Origin of the sequence: Nostoc sp., from assembly GCF_036917435.1 — a bacterium.
Classification (GTDB): domain Bacteria; phylum Cyanobacteriota; class Cyanobacteriia; order Cyanobacteriales; family Nostocaceae; genus Nostoc.
Genome location: NZ_JBALDM010000012.1, coordinates 166,781 through 184,630 on the forward strand (window position 1 = coordinate 166,781; position 17,850 = coordinate 184,630).

A 17,850-nucleotide genomic window follows, 5' to 3' on the forward strand; every position below is an offset into this window, starting at 1 on the left:
TTTTAAGAAAAATTCTTTTTTCGTGCCGATTTCACAGAGTAATTATCAAGTAAATATAAAGTAGGTAGGCTTTTAGTCTGTAAATGCTTCTGTGGCTACTCTACGAGTTCTCCAAGAGAGTACCCGCAGAGTGGCTTGATTTACTACCTAAGCTAAAACACATTTAATTTGCATATTAAAATTTTATCAATCTCTTGTAGGGTGGGCATCTTGCCCGCCCTGATGATGCAAGTTGAAAGCCAATTAGCTTAGTACAACATGGTTTAAACCCAGCTACTATTTTTTAAAGGTAAGTAACTTCCGCCACAGTTTACTAGATACTTTGCTGCACGCATCACAACTTTGGAGCAGATAAAAGTTTATCTAGCCATGACCTTAGTAGTTATCTGCTCTGTTAGAATCAAAACTTGGTTTTCTGGATCTATAATTAATATTTTAAGATATACCAGATTTTATTATTTAAAACTTTATTTTACTGATTTAATTAGCTTTACATATATTTAGTTAAAATCAATAATAATTCAAATTGTTTGCTTATATAAATGTTAGGTAAACAAATCATTAATATACAATAAGCTTGATTGAAAATTAGATTTATAATATTAAGCGGTTTAACGGATTTAGAAAGCTGAATTTACGAATATGATTAGAAATATAGTTATGATAATAATTTAAAGTAACAATTTAAAATATGAACGTACAAGATTTTGAAGCCCAATACCGTGAAGCTATGGCTGAAACCCTTAATGAGCTACAAACTACAGTTTTGTTATTAGCACAATTACAAAATAAAATTTTAAAAGTTGGCAGTTCTATACAAGATATTAGTGAGAAGGTTGAAGAGTTTATTGCAGACCAAAAAGCCGAATAAAGATACACCAAGTAAAAACTTTATCTGTGGTGACAAGTCAACTCTTCTTCGATTGTAAGTATAAGATCCTTGAGTTTTAGAGGTTTGACAAAATATCGGCGTGCCCCCAAACTCAGAGCTAGTTCTTGATCTGCTTTAAAAGCAAAAGCTGAAACCACAATAATAGGTATTTTTGACAAATCAGGTTTTTGTTGAACTTGTTTTAAGAGCGAATAACCGTCAATATCTGGTAACTTCAAGTCTAATAACATTAAATCTGGCTGAAATTTCTCTATAGTGGAGAAAAAAGCAGAGCCTTCAGATAAGCTTTGAACATCGTACCCACAGTAATTTAGATAGTCACTCAGTAACAACCTATTGAGATAATGGTCTTCGACTAGCAAAATTCGTCTAACTTTGTGTGACCGCAATGGCTGATCTATATTGAAAAATTGTACTGTCATTGCTACCTGTTATCTGATTATCTGAAGTAAAAACCAACGATTATTACCATAAACTAGAAAGGTAGTGCATTTAAATTGTAAAACCAATAAAAACTTGACTTATGTTAATCTAGTCAAAGATATTAATAAATTAAATTTAACCGCACTCCAATACTTCATAATAGTATGCTCAAATATAGGATTAATCAAATATTAAGCTTTTCTTTATGAGCTTTTTACAATTTATAAAAATAAACAAAATACTGATTTAAAAAAGTAAAATGACAAATTTTTCTGGGTGGAATTACTTAAGTAGTACTATCAGTAATAATAGGCTATTTGCCTTTTATAAAAAAGTTTTCATCTGGATTTTAGGGTAAGGAATACCATTTTACGAAATTGCTGTTACAAATACGTTGGTAGGGGCGTAGAGATATAGACCGCTTCAGATTATTGATATAAGACTCCCATTTGATTGCGTGAAAAACCTAAGTACACATCTATTCCTTTCTTTCCTGTTTCCTCTCTACGCAAGTAATTTCATGAATCAAATCGGATTGCTATCAGCACTTACGCAAAAATAGTCCAAACGTAGATTTTCTGGTAGGGGTAATTCATGAATTACCCCTAGCGCGTGTATTTCTGCGTAAGTCCTAGCTATAGCGGTTATCAGTTGAGTGAGGTACAAGAACCCCACCCCCAACCCCCTCCCCGCAAGCGAGGAGGGGGCTATGACGTACTTCATGTGATTAGGAAACGCTATATATCCGAAAGGAAGTATTGATAAAAAAGGGAGCAGTTAGCTCCCTTAGTTATTTGTAGTTTTGACCCCACAATCTTAAATAGATGCTTTTTTAAATTTGCGTTGCGTAGCAAACACACCAGCAACACCCAACAGACCAAGTATTATTGATGGTTCTGGCACTGCTGCGGGAGCTACGCCTTTGATATTGACTTGATAATTACCACTATGGGATATGCCATCACCTTTTTCAACTAAACCAGAGTTGCTAGCTTTAAAGCTATACAGGTAGTCAGTCTTGCCGTCATAAGTGTATTTGACGATTTCACTTGCTTGTAATGAAGATGGAAGTAGTTTAGATAGTTGAGCCGTCAGTCCTAGAAAGGGTGTTATAAGGGGTGCGGCATTATAGTGACCTGCTAAACCAATACTAATTAAACCACTAGTGTCATCTTGATTCACATAGGAAATATTCGGGTCACTAAAGCGTTGAAATCCGCCACTTTTAAGAAAGCTGTCAAACAAACTCTGTTTACTATAGCCGAGTATAGTGAGTGAAGTAAAAGTACTAGTAGTGATACCAGAAGAATCTAGAGCCTTGTTAAACCAGTTGTTAGCTAAGTTATCTAACCCATACGTCGTAGTTGTTTTGCCATCTCCAAACCAGTCATCAGAAGTGAGGCTGCTTAGAGTCAGGGTTTTCCCACCGATTGTACCTGTCAAGCTGGTGTTTTTGGTGAAATCAAAATCCCGTCCTTCACTGCTAGCTCGTAGCTCCACATTTCCAGTGGGGCTGTCTGCGTTACCACTTAGAGCTTTTTGTACATTTGCACTAGTATTTTCTACTTTGAAGGTATTTTTACCATCAGAATCATAGACGTAATAATCACTGGCTGCTGTTCCACCAATAGTAGGGGCGGTGAGGGTTCCAGCCTGTGCTGGTACAGTGGCAAGAGCGCTCACACCAATAGCCATTGAGGTACCAATTACAAGTTTCTGAAAAGTCATCTTCATTGTTTTCAAGTCTCTGTCAGTTTGGAAGTTAAATTTTAAAGTATTGCCGTTTATAGGCTTGGGCTGTATTGACTACAGGCTTTTTGGCAATAAGGCGGCTTGAAAACGCTACCTGTATTGTTAGCCATCGTTGGTAGCTTTGCGTACAAACCTACTTTAAGAGACGAGGAGACTTGATTGGGTAAAGTTCCGGCTGATTATAAGTAAAAGAATGACTAACATTTCTATATCTTTATACGTTTAATTACTCGTTCTCCTAACTTTTAATAGTAATAAATAATACATTAGTTTGTTTTAGGATTAAGTATAATACGGTGATTAACAAAGGCGCATAGATGTGCGCCCTTGCTGTGTCTTAGATCCATAGACTTCGCGGCAAAAAATCCTTGATGTTCAGCTTGGAAAGAAATTTAATGAAGGAACTGGGAAATTTTTTCTACAGCAGTTTCTAACAAAGGTGGCTCATGTACTAGGGCAAAACGGACATACCCTTCCCCAGATTTGCCAAAACCAGCACCTGGGGAAGCAGCTACACCAGTTTGTTTAACTAACTGGGTACAAAATTCTATGGAGTTTTGACTCCAATGTGAGGGTAATTTTGCCCAGATGTACATTGTGGCTTTGGGAGTAGGAACATTCCAGCCAATGCGGTGTAAAGCAGTAATGAAAGCATCACGGCGCTGCTGGAAGGTAGCGACAGCAGATTTTACGCCGGTTTGAGGGCCAGTTAGGGCTGCGATCGCACCATTCAAAATCCCCCGATACTGATTAAAATCAACGGCAGCTTTTACTTGGCGCAAGGCGTTAATTAACTCAGCATTACCAATGGCATATCCAATACGGAAGCCGCCCATATTATAGGACTTGGAAAGGGTGAAGAATTCAATGGAGACGCTTTTCTCTGGATCGGCTTGCAGGATAGAGGGTACTAGGGATTGGGTACTGGGGATTGGGGATTGGGAAGAGTTCATTGCCCAATCCCCAGTTTCCGCAAATACTAAATCTACGTAGGGGAAATCGTGAACTAGAGCGAGATTGTGTTGCTGACAGAAGGCGACGGCATCTTGGAAGAATGATATTGGAGCGATCGCGGAGGTGGGATTATGAGGATAACTTAATACCATCATCCGCGACTGAGCTAAAACTGCGGCGGGAATATCAGCAAACACTGGTAAAAAAGCGTTTTCTGCCCGTAATGGCATCGGGTAGATTTGACCGCTAGCTAGATAGACTCCCCCGGCATGAGAGGGATAACCTGGATCGAGCAATAGGGCAAAATCTCCGGGATTGAGCAAAGCTAGGGGTAAATGGGCTGTACCCTCTTGAGAACCAATCAGAGGTAGCACCTCTGTTTCGGGATTGACTTTGATGCCAAATTTTTGTTCGTACCAGTTGGCTGCGGCTTCACGAAACCCAAAGGTTCCGTTAAATAAAAGATAGCCGTGGGTACTGCGATCGCCAAGAGATTGGGCGATGGCCTCGATAACGTGTGCCTCGGCTGGTAAATCAGAAGACCCCAACGACAAATCGATTACTTGCTGTCCAGCGGCCAAGGCGATCGCCTTGGCTCTGTCCATATCAGCAAATACATTCGATTGCAGGGGTTGTAAACGCTTTGCAAATTGCATGTTAGTCATTACTCATTAGTCATTTGTCATTTGCTATGGACTATTGACTAATTACTATTTAAGTGCTTGTCTAAGAGTTCGAGTAATTTATCTTTGCCGATGACTCCCTCAGTGGATATCAAAACTTCTTGGCCAAGAAATAGTCTGAGAGCGGGAACACCTTCCACTTGGTACTGCTTAACAGTGAGTGGGTTAGGGTCAATTTCCATTTTCACGACTTTGAGGCGATCGCTATATTTGCTAGCAGCTGAGTTAATCATGGGGGACATCAATTGACAAGGCCCACACCAAGAAGCCCAAAAGTAAACTAATACAGGCTGTTCAGCTTTTAACACTTCTGTTTCAAACTCAGCATCAGTTATGGTGATTACAGCCTTACTCATTACAGTCTCCATCAGGTGGCGATCAAAGTTGTCACACACAATACTTTATCCCAAAGTAGTCAATAGTCCATAGTCAATAATTCATAGTTCTTTTGACTGTTAACTATTGACTAATGATATAAAATCCCACAACCAACAGGCGTGGGACTGGCTCAAATAAGTTTTTTGGCAATTTTATAATTGATCCAATTGCTTGCGTAGAGAATCCAACTCGGCATCGACCACTTCATTAGATTTTGCAGGAGTGGTTTCTTGTTGGGGTGGTAGTTGTGCTTGATTTACTGGAGTAGCGGGTGGTAGCATTTGCGCTTTCAAAGCTGCCAATTCATCATCAACATCGCTACTACCTTCTAATCGGGCAAATTGGCTTTCTAAATCAGCACCTGCTAATTCACCTGCCGACTGGGCCCGGGCTTCTTGCATCAAAACTTTTTCTTCCATCCGCTCGAAGGCAGACATTGCACTGCTGGTATTCATCCCACTGACCATATTTTGCAGTTGCTCTTGGGCTTTGGCAGTGGTGATTCTCGCTCTGAGCATTTCTTTCTTGGTTTTAGCCTCAGAAATCTTGCTTTCTAGCTGGATTAAGTTGCGCTTGAGGGTTTCAACTTGAGTGCTTTGGGTATCTAAACTAGCTTTGAGGGCGGTGCTGGTGTCAGCATAAGTTTTTTTACGCTCTAGGGCTTGTCGCGCTAAATTCTCATCACCTTTTTGTAGAGCTAGTTGAGCATTGCGTTGCCATTTATTGATTTCATTTTGGGCATCATTATATTGTTTCTCACTGCGTTTTTGGGCGGCGATTGTCTGGGCTACTCCCTGACGCAGCTGTACCAAGTCTTCCTGCATTTCCAGGATGGCTTGTTCTAGCATTTTTTCGGGGTCTTCGGCTTTGTTAACCAGGTCGTTGAGGTTAGAACTCACTACTCGCTTAATGCGATCGAATAATCCCATAACTTTGTTTTTCCTTGTTTGGTTTACGCTTTTGGTTGGACAGTCAGCTTTTTTACTTTTTAATAGCTACCTATTTCAATGTAATCTTTCCGGCTGGAATCAGTACCTTATAACAACTCTTAATTGTTAGGATATCTCCAAAGTGAGGTAATTAGCCAAACTTCAAGAGTCTTGAGTTTTGGGTAACTGCTTTTGAGGAGGCTGTGCTGTATTCTGCTTTTCCTCGGCAAGCAGATTGTTGTGCTGTGTGTTTTCTGCCTCATTTAAAACCTGTACTTTCATTGCTGCTAATTCAGCATCCACATTAGTAGATTCCAAGGAAGTGAACTGTGTTTCCAAGTCGTCGCTACCGAGTTGGGCGATTGCAACTGAATGAGCTTCTAGTTGCAAAACTTTTTCTTCCATCCGCTCAAAGGCGCTCAGACTGCTGGTAGCAGAAACTCCGCCGAGCATTTCTTGGAGGCGAGAAGATGCTTCAGCAGAACGGGCGCGAGCAATATACATATCTTTTTTTGTTTTCGCTTCGGAAATTTTTAACTCTAGCGATCGCATATCCTTTTTTAGCCTAGCGACTATATCGTTTTGCTGCTCTATCTGGGAAAAGAGGGCTGTAGTGGTTTCTTTGTAAGCTTGGCGCTTAGTCAAAGCTTCGCGTGCTAGAGGTTCATTGCCTTGTTGCAGGGCTAATTGGGCGCGGCGATACCATTCTTCTGTTTGAGAGTTGGCAGCTGCTGCCTGTCGTTCAGTACGTTTTTGGGTTGCGATCGCTTGTGCTACACCTTGCCGCAACCGCACCAGATTTTCCTGCATCTCCAGGACAGTTTGCTCTAGAATCTTTTCTGGATCTTCTGCACCTGCGATCGAACTATTGAGATTAGCGCGAATCACCCGCAGAATACGGCTGATTAATTGCATATCGGCTCTCCATTCACTAAACTCAGTAATGAGTGCTGAGTGCTGAGTCCTGAGTGCTGAGTATAAGATTTTTTGTCATCGGATAGTTATGCAGTGGTGAATGCTCAGTTAGAGTCCTGAGTATAAGAAAGATTTTTTGTCGTCAGGTCGTAAACAAGCAAGATTTTGCCTCTATTACTTCAGCATTCAGCACTGTTATCTTATGATATCGTAGATTTTTGCAACTCATGGCTGCTGAACTCGTGCGTTAATTCCCTTTCCCTGTAACAGTTGCATCTGTTTTTGTACTTGCTCTTTAGTCTTAAAAGCACCGAGATAAATCAATTCTTTGTTAGGTGATAAATAAGCATCGGGAATTACTTGCCGTGCTGAAGCATAAGCTGCACCTTTATTATCTATCACTACATGATAGAAGCCATCTGTTCCTGGTTTGATTTCTGCATTCAGCTTTGGTGAGGTTGCAATTGGTTTAGGTGAGGTTTTTACCGTTGAAGTCGGAGGCAAATTCAAAAGAGGTAAGGGCTGTACAGTTGGTACTGGTGCTAAAGCGATCGGATTTGTCGGTTTTTGGGCTGTGTTGGGGACAGGCAATACCGCTTGAGGATTTACGGGATTTCGTGGAACAACTGGATTAGGCGCTACTGAGAGGCTTGGCTGGACTTTGGGGTTTAAACCAACTAAATCATTAGGATCTCTGACATCAGGAAACTCTTGGGCAGCTAGATTGGGATATTTGGGTATAGATGTGCTTGGTGGCTCGATCTGAGGTTGGACATTACTCCCAACTTCTTGAGTATTTTCTGGTGCGGGAGGTGAGTTTCCGTTAAACAACTTGCCTAAATTCCATTGCGGTAAGCCTTTGGGATTGAATACTACATAACCCAAGGTAAGACTTGCCAGTAATAGTAGCAACATCGAGCCGATACCCAAAGGTGATAACAGACTGTCACTAGAATTGCTTGGTCTTTTGGTTTCTGGTTGTTCTTCTGTCAGACTTCGCAGCAGTGCTTCACTAGATTCTAAATAGTCATCTGGGTGTTTAGGGGTGTCATCTGGCTGCAAAAGATTTTCACTCTTAGTATTTTTAACAATTGCTGCCACGATGCTGCTACTAAAGTTGGGTGGCGGCGGTGGAAGTTGAGTTTGTGTTTTAGCAGCGTCGGGGGTGGAGGGAACATTGAGATTATTTAGTTCTTCAGTATTTACCGTAGCTGACGCTGGATTTATCTCAGGATTCACAACTACAGAAGGTGCTGGCGGTACGTCAATTTTTGCTGTAGCTGGCGCTGGGGTTCCCTGATTTATAGGTACTGATACGGGCGGCACGTTAGTTTTGATGTCCGTTACTGATGACTGAGTTGTGCCCGATGTTGTGGGAATGGCAGTCAAAGACTGGGCTTGATTGCTCATGTAACTCGCAACACGGCGCTGATTCGATGAGCCTAAGCCATTTCGCGTGCGTCGGTATCGAGCTAACTCTTGATCTAGCGGTACTTCTAAACTCGCTAGTGCTGCTGCTAGTGCTGGTTTCAACCCAGTTGTTTTAGACGATTGAGTGCTGGAATCGTTTAGGGGGTTTTGAGTCATTGCCTCAAGCGTAGATTGTTGGAATTAACTTTATATTTGTGACAATAGTAGCGAAAATTATTTAAATAGATTGGGGATTGGGCATGGGGCATTGGGCATTGGGCATGGTTATTCTCCTTGTCTCCCCCACTCCAAACAGACGCGATGAATCGCGTCTCTACTCCTACCTTTTGTACAGACGCGATTCATCGCGTCTCCTCACTCAGAATGATGTCGTTGAAATCAATTAATGATATTTTGGGCGTTCTAGAAAAGCAGGCTAAATGGCAGGAACAACCATTTCAATGCTTACTCAAGTGTTGGACAGAACTCGTTGGGCCAGTAGTTGCCGCAAATACTCGACCATTGGCGATTCAACGCGATGTTTTGTCGGTAGCAACTTCTAGTGCTGCTTGGGCGCAAAACTTGACTTTTGGCCGCACGTCTCTGCTTTTAAAGTTGAATAAAAAGCTACCAACGCCTTTGGTTGATATTCGTTTCTCTACTGCTGGCTGGCAGATTCCATCTGTGGAGAGAAAACAGCAACAAACGGTTTCGCCCCACGAGCATCCCAGTTACCTTGGTGATGAAATTAGCCGCCCTGATGTTATACCCACCAAGGATGTAAATGCTGCTTTTGGACATTGGACGAAGATTATGCGATCGCGATCGCATGGCTTACCCCTTTGTCCTCAATGTGAATCTCCCACCCCACCCGGCGAACTCCAGCGCTGGGGAGTCTGTTCTATCTGTGCTGCTAAACAGTTTTAAAGAGAGTCAGTCTTGCTCTAAACATTGAAAGCAAAATAGTTTAGCGATTATTTCGTTGAGCAGAATTTATCGTCAAGTAATTTGCTGCTGCCATATAATAAAGTTCTAATTCTTGAGAAAAAATATTGTTTTACGGCTAAAACATGTCGAGTGTGGTGCTAAAAGCAGACTATTTATCTGGAATTATATGCCTTAAGCTATCCTTAATGAGGAAGTTAAAAGGCTAAATAAATCAAAAGCTTTAGTTTTAATCTTGATCCCTAATAAGTTTTAGCCAAAATCTATAGGTAAGCACTCTCTAAAATATTTAAAAATATAACAAGATTATAAAAATATCCTAAAGTTTACTTTTTCGTCGGGATCGCTGAAAGCTATAGAGAATAATGGCTTTTTGGCTTTTATCCGTCTTTATGTATAGAAGCAAAATAGAAGGGTGAAGTTCAGCCAGAAACGGCACTAAAGATGAATCCAAATGAAACCTATTAAATTTTTTGCATCTGCCTGTAAATATTGCCGTCATTACCAGCCAGAGGGTCGCCGTGGTGGAACGTGCCAGCAGTTGGGAGCGCCAGTTCAAGCAACTTGGAAGGCTTGTTCTTTGGCGCTCCCACCCTTTGCGCCTTCTTGGGAAACCTTGGAAGATGCTTGGACTTTGCCAGATGCAGCACCAGTTTTAGCTTGTTCTCATTCCCTAGCCTCAGATTTAGATAATGCTGCTCTTATCCCTGTAGAAGAAATAACCGCCTCTATATATTCTGAAGAGGCCAAGACTGAAGCAGTGTTTATTTAGTTATCCATTATTACTGAACCGATTTTGTAGTTTGCTTAAGATAAGATTTGTTTTTAAGATATTTAGTGCTTTAAATTTGACATGTATAAAAATCGCACCTCAAAAAAGGGTGCGATTTTTGCAATTCTAAGGTAGCCAAGGAAAAGAGCGAAAATCTGGTGGACGCTTTTCGAGAAAGGCTTGTTTGCCTTCAGACCCTTCTTCTGTCATGTAATAAAGGAGAGTGGCATTACCAGCTAGCTCTTGTAAACCAGCTTGTCCGTCACAATCAGCATTAAAGGCGGCTTTGAGACACCGAATTGCGATCGGACTTTTTTCTAAAATCTCTTGCGCCCATTGAATACCTTCCGCTTCTAGTTGTTCTATTGGGACGACACAATTAATTAAACCCATTTCTAGAGCTTGTTGTGCATCATATTGGCGGCAGAGAAACCAAATTTCTCTAGCTTTTTTTTGTCCCACAATGCGGGCGAGATAGCTGGCTCCAAAACCACCGTCGAAACTACCGACTTTGGGGCCAGTCTGTCCGAAAATGGCATTATCGGCAGCGATGGTAAGGTCGCAAATTAACTGTAGGACGTGTCCACCACCGATCGCATATCCAGCGACTAAAGCAATCACCACTTTCGGCATGGAACGAATCAGGCGTTGTAAGTCCAGCACATTCAAGCGAGGGATGCCAGTCTCATCCACATAACCCGCATGTCCGCGCACACTTTGATCGCCACCAGAACAGAAGGCATATTTGCCATCAGTGTGCGGGCCATAACCTGTAAATAGGACAACACCAATGGTAGTATCTTCACGAGCATTACAGAAAGCGTCATAGAGTTCAAAGACCGTTTCAGGACGGAAAGCATTGCGTTTGTGGGGACGATTGATGGTAATTTTTGCAATGCCATCAGTTTTTTGATACAGGATATCTTCGTAGGTTTTGGCTGTTTGCCAGTTAATTTGCATTGGTATGAAGTGCGCTGTTGTGCTTGAGAATTTTATCGCGGACGTAGGGACATGCGATACCTACGGTGGGCTACGCCTACGCTAAAATTTGTGTCTCAAGACTTTACAATCTGGTAATTGTCTGGGTGTTGAGAAATAAAAATGCGACGTGACACCATTTTTTATAAATTATTTAAGCAATTTCCCGGTTTGCTGTTTGAATTAGTAGATGAACCACCTCCAGAAGCGGAAAACTACCAGTTTGAATCAGTTGAAGTCAAGGAAACGGCGTTTCGGATTGATGGAGTGTTTTTACCTCCTGCTGATGCAGTTTCCAAAACCGTCTTTTTTGCAGAAGTACAGTTTCAGAAGGACGAAGACTTATATCACCGCTTCTTTAGCGAATTGTTTTTGTTTCTCTATCGCCACTCAATCCGTTACGATGACTGGTTTGGAGTCATAATTTTTGGCGATCGCAGCCTGGAACCTTCTTCCGCTTCGATTCACCGCGCTTTGTTAGAAAGTGGCCAAGTCAGGCGGGTTTATCTGGATGAGTTGGGAGATTTGCGAGAACAACCTTTGGGATTAGGTTTAATGTTGCTGACAAATGTTACTTCGGAAACGGAAGCAGTTGAAGGGGCGCGGTTTTTGTTGGAGCAAGCACGGCAACAATCGGAGCAAGCGATAATTGATTTAGTGACGACGATTATTGTCTACAAGTTTTCTAACCTGAGTCGAGAGGAGATTGCAACGATGTTGGGACTGAATTTGGAAGAACCACGGGCTATTCGGGAAGCGAAGGAAGAAGGAGAAAGAAAGGTCATCTTCCGACAATTAAAACGGCGCGTGGGTAATATTCCTGATGCGCTTGTGTCACAGATTCAAGGGTTATCGGTGGAACAGTTGGAAGCTTTAGGTGATGCTTTGTTAGATTTCTCTACTCTTGCTGATTTGCAAAGCTGGTTACAAGGTCAAGCAACAGGGTAAATTTCACGTAGAGAAAAAGGGCGATACCTGCGGTGGGCTACGCCTACGCACCCGGTAAAATTCTCATAGCCACAAACCTTTGATGAATGTAAAGCTGTAAGACACGCGCGGCTATCAGGAATCGGTGGAAGAAAGAGTGCGATCGCTCCTTATCCGACAATTAAATCGGCGATTTGGTGAAATTGCTGAGGAACTTTGAAAGCGTCAGCTTTGGAGTTTTTTATAGAGTTATGTGTTTTATACTTAAAAGATTGTATCGATTATGATAATGGAGATTGTAATTTGAATTCATTCAGTAGCTACAAAGTAACTGCATCTAAGTGGATTACCATATTTGACTCACCATTCTATCCAGATTCTTTAGATGAAGCTAAAATGCTCTATGAGAAAGTTTTGGAGCGTTTCATAGAATTGGTAGACGAAGCAACCAACTCGGCAAATTTACTTGAAATTATTACAAAAGAGCCTGATCCTTTACGTATTCAACTTCTTAGAGTATTTCGGAGGTATGTATCACCAGATACGACAGTAGAAATGACCAAGAAAAAACGTGATATTCCCACTATAATTAACGATTTTGGTGATAGATTTCGTAGCTTGGAAGAAGTTAGAAAAAATTTGCAAAGTCGTCCTGTACCCGATGAAACTCTTATGGCTCTTCTTTTAGAACAGAGTAAACGGGGGCAAAAAGGCTATGACTTGACAGAAGCGTTTTTCTTATGGTTTGACAGAGTATTTGGTAAAAGCTATATAATTCGGGGGCCAGTTCGTGCTGGAAAAGATGTAATGCTTGATAAGGTTTTAGATAATTGGGAAACTCAAACTCCAGCAGATATTTTTATATCTGGATTAGATGGAACCCCCTTAGTAGTTGGATTTGCTCGTTATGACTCTGATAGAGGAGGTTCTCAAGAAGATGATCGGACTGGTGGAAATCGAGATAAAGCAACTGATATTCTCAGATATGCTGATACATATAAAGTGGCTTTAAAAGTATTTTTTTTGAATGATGGCCCAGGATTACTACTAGGATCTATGTGGAATGATTATGCTCGTCTAGAAAGTTATGGTAGTGGCAAAATAATGGTATGCACTCTGAAAATGCTTGATGAGAGATTTACACAAGATTGGCTTGAAAGTTGAGTTTGCTATCCCAATCATGTATTACAGTATCAGAGATAAACTCTAATTCTGGTGTTTCTTCAATATATAAATCTAGACCACTTCGTAAAATTCTATTTATACTTATTAAGCACTTTTGTTTATGTTTGGCGGAACTATTTCCGTTAATGAAGTCACCCATTGCTTCTGTCCCTTTAACTAAACGCTGAACTATTGTAGTTATAGCAAGTTGGGAATTATCAATAGCTATCCATTTTCTACCTAAATCTTCAGCTATAGCAGCAGTAGTACCACTTCCAGCGAATGCATCTAAGACAATATCTCCTTCATTAGATGAGGCTAGAATTATTCGTTTTATCATATCTGGATTTTTTTCTGTTGGATAGCCAGTAATTTTTATATTTTGATTGTGGGCATCCTTGAAATCAAGCCAAATATCTTGGACTGAAATACCCTGACTATTATCTAAATAAACTTTTCTTCTTGGGTTTCCTGTTGGTGACCAGTAAATTTCTCCACGTGCATCCATTTCGTCTAAAGTTTTTGGAGTATATTGCCAGTGTTTACCAAGAGGAGGTAGCATTCCTTTCCAGGGTTGACCTGTTGCACCTTTTCTTACACCTGGTGCATGAACAGGAACTTTCTTATAAACTCTTCCAGTCTCCTTTTCAACATATTGATATTCTTTCTTTGCATTAGTTTCAGTCCAAGGGTTAAAAGGCTGATTCCATATATAATTATCTGTTTTTGTGTAAAATAGAATGTAATCAGAGGTGTTTCCATACTGTTTACGTGTATAGTTTTTTGGGTTACATTTTTTTCTTGTAATCAAATTGCGAAAGTTTTTAGAACCAAAAATTTCATCCATTATAATTTTGACAGCAAAAGCCATCTTGTCATCTAAATGTATATAAATAGAACCTTCATCTGATAAAAGTTCTCTTAGTAAAACCAGTCGTTGACGTAAAAACTCTAAATATTCTGCACCTTCTATTAGGTCGTGATAAGCATGGTCTCTTTGACGAGACTCAAAACTACTCCCTGTTGCATAGGGGGGGTCAATATAAATTAAACTAACTTTACCAGCGACAGTATCATCGTTCAAGAACGAACTAAGAACTCTTAAATTTTCTCCATATATTAATTTGTTTCTTGGATGTTCATCTACACTTATTATCCGGTGTAGCTTGGCTATCGGAATTTTTAATATATCTTCTATAGGAATTTTACCTTCATATTCCAGACGAAAAGGCATTACATTTTCTTTTTTATTTTTACGACTATTTCTACTAGGTATTCCTGTTGCCATCTGAGTCAATATTTTCTTCTGTTTGTTTTCTACTGTTATTCCTTTTGTAGGAACTCATCTAAGTCTTTTTTTCTGATCCGCCAAATTCTTGGCCCCACTTTTGTAGCTTTAAGATTGTTTGATGATATCCATCTTTGTACAGTTCTTTGGTGAACACGAAGAAGTTCAGCTACTTCAATAGTTGTTAAAAACGAAATATCTTCTTCACTCTCATTATTGTTATGTTCTACATTTTGTCGCATTTGTCGCTAAAATCGCTAGAGTCGTTATTGTACTACTAATTATAATATTTTGCAAGTTTCAGCATCACTAGTACTTGAAACGCTTATATAAATCACTTTTAATTTTGACACCATAAACATTTCGCAAACTTAATACCTTGCATCTCGCTATTTAGTAATATTTAACGGCAGAGTTAAATTACAATATCTGCGGCAAACTTCTGTAAATTATCTTGTCGCCACTTAGCATCTTTTTTCCGATTCGTCTGCAACTCTAAAACCCTAATTCCTGTAGTTGGTAGTGGGTTTAATCTTCTCTGCAACTGCTGCCAAGAAGTAATCAATTCATGCTGCACATTATAAGTAGCGCACAACTGAGCAAAATTAATATCCTGGGGAGTGCCAAAAAACTCTTCAAATGGTGGGTCAAATTTGGCGATGGGTAACATTTCAAAAATACCACCGCCATTGTTATTGATTAATACAATTGTGAGATGCCCAACAAATTTATTGCGGATTAAAAAACCATTGGTGTCATGTAACAGAGCTAAATCTCCCGTTAACATCACACTACTTTGCTGGCGATGGGCAATTCCTAAAGCTGTGGATAATGTGCCATCAATACCATTTGCACCCCGGTTAAAGTGCGATCGCACTCCTAAATTATTCGGTTTCCAGAAATATTCTACATCCCGCACAGGCATACTGTTGCCAATGAAGAGAGGCGTTCCCGGCGGTAAAATCTGAGAAATTAACCAAGCTGCTTTACTCTCAATTATTTCATCTATTTTCCCCATCGTCTGGTCAACAGCTAACCTAACCTGAGCTTCCGCATCACACCATTTCTTTACATAGTCTGAGGATAAAGATAAATTTCTCTCTTCTACCTTGATGTCTTCTACTGATATCCGTAAATGCGTTGTTCTTCCATGCAAAGGGTCGAGGTTTTGGTCGCTCTTGTCAATTACCCAGCGTCGCGGTTGCGTTGCATCTATCCAAGTACGCAATTCTTTACTCGTAGGCATTTCACCCACATGAATCACCATTTCGGGCGCTAGCAGCTTTGCTAATTCCTGATTTCGCAAAATCAAGTCATAAGTGGAAATCAAATAAGCGTTGAGTTCGGCATAATTCCTCACTGGGGAAAGTCCCTCAGCTAGAACTGGCCATTTGAGAGTTTGGGAAAGGTGCGCGATCGCTCTACAATACTCTTCTGGTTGCGACGGTTGGGCAACACCTGCAATAATAATGCCGCGATCGCATTCTTTCCATTCTTTGGGGATGGGGCATGGGGCATAGGGCATGGGGCATGGGTTTGTTATCCCTGCAAAAAAGTTTTCTGGGTGAAACTGCGATCGCAAATAACTCAAGTCAATTCCATCAGGAAGAGGCGCTAAGGGATCGCGAAAGGGAATATTCAAATGTACTGGCCCCTTTGTAGGAGTTTGCGTTCTTTCCCAGCTATGAATTACTGTTTGTCGCAGATAAGCTAGCATTCCCATGTCAGGGGAGGGTAAGGCTAACTCTGTTTGCCAATTTGGGTAGTTTCCATATAATCTCAACTGGTCTATAGTTTGGCCTGAGTGACAATCTCGCAATTCTGGCGGTCTATCGGTGGTTAATATCAATAGTGGTACGTGACTATATGAGGCTTCGATGACTGCTGAATAAAAATTTGCTCCTGCTGTACCAGAGGTACAAAGTAATACTACAGCGCGTCCGGTTGCTTGAGCTTGTCCCAAAGCGAAAAAGGCGGCGGAGCGTTCATCGAGAATGGAAATCGCTTCAATCTCAGGTACTTGTTGAGCAAAGGCTACTGCTAAAGGTGTAGAGCGCGATCCGGGGCAAACGATCGCACAAGTCAATCCCAATCGCTTTAGCGTCTCTGTTAAAATGTAAGCCCAAAGTTGATTAACATTCCTAAAGGCGATCGGCATTAAATCAAACATAGCTATAAAACAATCTGAAATTTTAGATTTTGTCTAGGGAAATTTAATTTAAAATCCATCTGGGAAAGTTTGGTGAAAATAAGTCCGAGGGGAGGGAAGCCGATCCTCGATACTTTGGAACCACCTTTGCGTAAGGATGGCTTGTAAACCAACCTTTCCCTAATGCGGTGATGGAACTCAACACCGCCACGCGAGTTTGGAGGAAAGAAAATCTCCAAACAAACTTGCTCCACTTTCTACAAAATGCCCAATTTGCTTTCAAACTTTTATGGACTGTATTCATTTAACCGGAATTCGCGGCTATGGCTACACTGGGTATTTACCAGAAGAACAGGTGCTAGGACAATGGTTTGAGGTAGATGTGAGGTTATGGTTGGATATCTCTAGAGCGGCCAAGACTGACGCGATCGAAGACACTTTAGATTATCGCAGCGTCATTGGCTTGATACAACATCTGGTCAAAACGTCTAAGTTTGCTTTGGTGGAGAAATTGGTAGCAACGATCGCAGATTCTATTCTCCAAGAATGCGATTTTGTAACAAAAGTCCAAGTCACTCTGACCAAACCTGCCGCACCTATTCCAGACTTTGGTGGCAAAATTAGCATCGAACTGACCAAAACTAAGTCCAATCTCTAAAGCATAAAACGTGGTTTTTATCTCAATATCTATAAGCTAGTAAAAAAAGGGGTTTATATGGAGCGTGGAAGTATCTTACAAAAGAATATTTCCTGCCATTGCCCCCAGCAAACCCTTGTTGTTAAAAAACTAGAACATCATGTAATTTGCAAATGAGCATTTAATTTGCATATTTTCAGTTCGCATAATTTTTGATTAATACTTAATCAAAAGCAATCAATAGTTCTAAAATGATATCCTCTAAATCTTCTGTGTATAGAGAATGCTTAGAGGATGTTTGAAAAGTTGTTGGTTCTATATAAAAAACTTGTATATCTTACCAAAGAAGACAGTTTCAAACGAGAGTTTATACTCCATCTGAGGCATAAACTATTTTTAGATAAAGGTATATTAAACTCTTTAATTCCAGATAATAATTAATTTTTAGTAATATTATAGTGAGTGGATACTATCATGCTATATACAACAAACTACAATTAAAATTTTCAACTAACTTGAAAACATTATTAAACAGAATTCAGGAGTCAGGAGTCAGAATTCAGCAATGAATTCTGTACGAGTGGCGGATGAATAACTGGGTTTAAGATCCCCACCCTTCGGGAATTAAAAATTAAAAATGTAAAATTAAAAACT

General features: G+C 40.4%; 18 protein-coding genes. 7 read left to right on the top strand and 11 right to left on the bottom strand.

Translation table 11 applies throughout. The features are described 5' to 3' along the window. The first annotated feature begins 691 nt into the window (after window positions 1-691). Window positions 692-871, top strand: a complete 180-nt coding sequence (locus V7K98_RS05355) for a hypothetical protein (RefSeq protein WP_335019790.1) — start codon at window positions 692-694, stop codon at window positions 869-871. Window positions 872-891: 20 nt separating this feature from the next. Here V7K98_RS05355 and V7K98_RS05360 read toward each other — a convergent pair whose 3' ends face one another. The 7 genes from V7K98_RS05360 to V7K98_RS05390 all read right to left on the bottom strand — a co-directional run bounded on the left by V7K98_RS05360 (window position 892) and on the right by V7K98_RS05390 (window position 8,513). Next, entirely contained in the window at window positions 892-1,314 is a 423-nt protein-coding gene (locus V7K98_RS05360) for a response regulator (RefSeq protein WP_335019791.1), read from the bottom strand. An 817-nt stretch (window positions 1,315-2,131) separates the two neighbouring features. Further along, a complete protein-coding gene (locus V7K98_RS05365; protein ID WP_335019792.1) occupies window positions 2,132-3,049 on the bottom strand; it encodes an NF038130 family PEP-CTERM protein in 918 nt (305 codons plus the stop codon). A gap of 410 nt (window positions 3,050-3,459) precedes the next feature. After that, on the bottom strand, window positions 3,460-4,686 hold the full coding sequence (locus V7K98_RS05370; RefSeq protein WP_335019793.1) for an LL-diaminopimelate aminotransferase: 1,227 nt from the start codon (window positions 4,684-4,686) through the stop codon (window positions 3,460-3,462). Between the two features lie 38 nt (window positions 4,687-4,724). After that, complete coding sequence (locus V7K98_RS05375) at window positions 4,725-5,060, bottom strand: thioredoxin family protein (RefSeq protein WP_335019858.1); 336 nt, start codon at window positions 5,058-5,060, stop codon at window positions 4,725-4,727. Window positions 5,061-5,234: 174 nt separating this feature from the next. Further along, window positions 5,235-6,011: a PspA/IM30 family protein gene (locus tag V7K98_RS05380; RefSeq protein WP_335019794.1), complete on the bottom strand. Its 777-nt coding sequence runs from the start codon at window positions 6,009-6,011 to the stop codon at window positions 5,235-5,237. 162 nt (window positions 6,012-6,173) lie between these two features. Next, window positions 6,174-6,926: a PspA/IM30 family protein gene (locus tag V7K98_RS05385; protein WP_335019795.1), complete on the bottom strand. Its 753-nt coding sequence runs from the start codon at window positions 6,924-6,926 to the stop codon at window positions 6,174-6,176. A gap of 225 nt (window positions 6,927-7,151) precedes the next feature. Continuing rightward, window positions 7,152-8,513: a hypothetical protein gene (locus V7K98_RS05390; protein WP_335019796.1), complete on the bottom strand. Its 1,362-nt coding sequence runs from the start codon at window positions 8,511-8,513 to the stop codon at window positions 7,152-7,154. 210 nt (window positions 8,514-8,723) lie between these two features. Here V7K98_RS05390 and V7K98_RS05395 point away from each other — a divergent pair, with 210 nt between their 5' ends. Beyond that, on the top strand, window positions 8,724-9,263 hold the full coding sequence (locus V7K98_RS05395) for a DUF721 domain-containing protein (RefSeq protein ID WP_335019859.1): 540 nt from the start codon (window positions 8,724-8,726) through the stop codon (window positions 9,261-9,263). Between the two features lie 472 nt (window positions 9,264-9,735). Then, window positions 9,736-10,053: a hypothetical protein gene (locus tag V7K98_RS05400; protein WP_335019797.1), complete on the top strand. Its 318-nt coding sequence runs from the start codon at window positions 9,736-9,738 to the stop codon at window positions 10,051-10,053. Window positions 10,054-10,179: 126 nt separating this feature from the next. On the opposite strand, the gene menB is transcribed toward V7K98_RS05400, so the two are convergent. Next, window positions 10,180-11,013, bottom strand: coding sequence for a 1,4-dihydroxy-2-naphthoyl-CoA synthase (menB, locus tag V7K98_RS05405; protein WP_335019798.1), 834 nt, complete (start codon window positions 11,011-11,013; stop codon window positions 10,180-10,182). Window positions 11,014-11,154: 141 nt separating this feature from the next. On the opposite strand from menB, the gene V7K98_RS05410 reads away from it, so the two are divergent. The 3 genes from V7K98_RS05410 (at window position 11,155) to V7K98_RS05415 (ending at window position 13,122) form a co-directional block, all read left to right on the top strand. Then, window positions 11,155-11,979 carry a DUF2887 domain-containing protein gene (locus V7K98_RS05410; protein WP_335019799.1) on the top strand — a complete coding sequence of 275 codons (825 nt, stop codon included), beginning with the start codon at window positions 11,155-11,157 and terminating at the stop codon, window positions 11,977-11,979. Window positions 11,980-12,103: 124 nt separating this feature from the next. Further along, window positions 12,104-12,178 (top strand): DUF4351 domain-containing protein, encoded by a 75-nt coding sequence (locus tag V7K98_RS28865; protein ID WP_442940395.1) that lies wholly within the window; start codon window positions 12,104-12,106, stop codon window positions 12,176-12,178. Next, window positions 12,175-13,122 (top strand): hypothetical protein, encoded by a 948-nt coding sequence (locus tag V7K98_RS05415; protein WP_335019800.1) that lies wholly within the window; start codon window positions 12,175-12,177, stop codon window positions 13,120-13,122. Before V7K98_RS28865 ends, V7K98_RS05415 begins: the two co-directional genes overlap by 4 nt. On the opposite strand, the gene V7K98_RS05420 is transcribed toward V7K98_RS05415, so the two are convergent. From V7K98_RS05420 to menD, 3 genes are all read right to left on the bottom strand, one after another. After that, a complete protein-coding gene (locus tag V7K98_RS05420) occupies window positions 13,097-14,410 on the bottom strand; it encodes a site-specific DNA-methyltransferase (protein ID WP_335019801.1) in 1,314 nt (437 codons plus the stop codon). The two genes, V7K98_RS05415 and V7K98_RS05420, sit on opposite strands and share 26 nt — an antisense overlap. A gap of 35 nt (window positions 14,411-14,445) precedes the next feature. Next, a complete protein-coding gene (locus V7K98_RS05425; protein ID WP_335019802.1) occupies window positions 14,446-14,652 on the bottom strand; it encodes a helix-turn-helix domain-containing protein in 207 nt (68 codons plus the stop codon). Window positions 14,653-14,825: 173 nt separating this feature from the next. Beyond that, entirely contained in the window at window positions 14,826-16,580 is a 1,755-nt protein-coding gene (gene menD / locus V7K98_RS05430) for a 2-succinyl-5-enolpyruvyl-6-hydroxy-3-cyclohexene-1-carboxylic-acid synthase (protein ID WP_335019803.1), read from the bottom strand. A 268-nt stretch (window positions 16,581-16,848) separates the two neighbouring features. Between menD and folB the strand changes: the two genes are divergently transcribed. Further along, a complete protein-coding gene (gene folB / locus V7K98_RS05435; protein WP_335019804.1) occupies window positions 16,849-17,217 on the top strand; it encodes a dihydroneopterin aldolase in 369 nt (122 codons plus the stop codon). Window positions 17,218-17,850: the final 633 nt, after the last annotated feature.

What these genes read in the sequence shown, in the direction of transcription:
- V7K98_RS05355 (WP_335019790.1), top strand. Translation starts at nt 692, where the DNA reads ATGAACGTACAAGATTTTGAAGCCCAATACCGTGAAGCTATGGCTGAA.
- V7K98_RS05360 (WP_335019791.1), bottom strand. Translation starts at nt 1,314, where the DNA reads ATGACAGTACAATTTTTCAATATAGATCAGCCATTGCGGTCACACAAA.
- V7K98_RS05365 (WP_335019792.1), bottom strand. Translation starts at nt 3,049, where the DNA reads ATGAAGATGACTTTTCAGAAACTTGTAATTGGTACCTCAATGGCTATT.
- V7K98_RS05370 (WP_335019793.1), bottom strand. Translation starts at nt 4,686, where the DNA reads ATGACTAACATGCAATTTGCAAAGCGTTTACAACCCCTGCAATCGAAT.
- V7K98_RS05375 (WP_335019858.1), bottom strand. Translation starts at nt 5,060, where the DNA reads ATGAGTAAGGCTGTAATCACCATAACTGATGCTGAGTTTGAAACAGAA.
- V7K98_RS05380 (WP_335019794.1), bottom strand. Translation starts at nt 6,011, where the DNA reads ATGGGATTATTCGATCGCATTAAGCGAGTAGTGAGTTCTAACCTCAAC.
- V7K98_RS05385 (WP_335019795.1), bottom strand. Translation starts at nt 6,926, where the DNA reads ATGCAATTAATCAGCCGTATTCTGCGGGTGATTCGCGCTAATCTCAAT.
- V7K98_RS05390 (WP_335019796.1), bottom strand. Translation starts at nt 8,513, where the DNA reads ATGACTCAAAACCCCCTAAACGATTCCAGCACTCAATCGTCTAAAACA.
- V7K98_RS05395 (WP_335019859.1), top strand. Translation starts at nt 8,724, where the DNA reads ATGTCGTTGAAATCAATTAATGATATTTTGGGCGTTCTAGAAAAGCAG.
- V7K98_RS05400 (WP_335019797.1), top strand. Translation starts at nt 9,736, where the DNA reads ATGAAACCTATTAAATTTTTTGCATCTGCCTGTAAATATTGCCGTCAT.
- menB (WP_335019798.1), bottom strand. Translation starts at nt 11,013, where the DNA reads ATGCAAATTAACTGGCAAACAGCCAAAACCTACGAAGATATCCTGTAT.
- V7K98_RS05410 (WP_335019799.1), top strand. Translation starts at nt 11,155, where the DNA reads ATGCGACGTGACACCATTTTTTATAAATTATTTAAGCAATTTCCCGGT.
- V7K98_RS05420 (WP_335019801.1), bottom strand. Translation starts at nt 14,410, where the DNA reads ATGGCAACAGGAATACCTAGTAGAAATAGTCGTAAAAATAAAAAAGAA.
- V7K98_RS05425 (WP_335019802.1), bottom strand. Translation starts at nt 14,652, where the DNA reads ATGCGACAAAATGTAGAACATAACAATAATGAGAGTGAAGAAGATATT.
- menD (WP_335019803.1), bottom strand. Translation starts at nt 16,580, where the DNA reads ATGTTTGATTTAATGCCGATCGCCTTTAGGAATGTTAATCAACTTTGG.
- folB (WP_335019804.1), top strand. Translation starts at nt 16,849, where the DNA reads ATGGACTGTATTCATTTAACCGGAATTCGCGGCTATGGCTACACTGGG.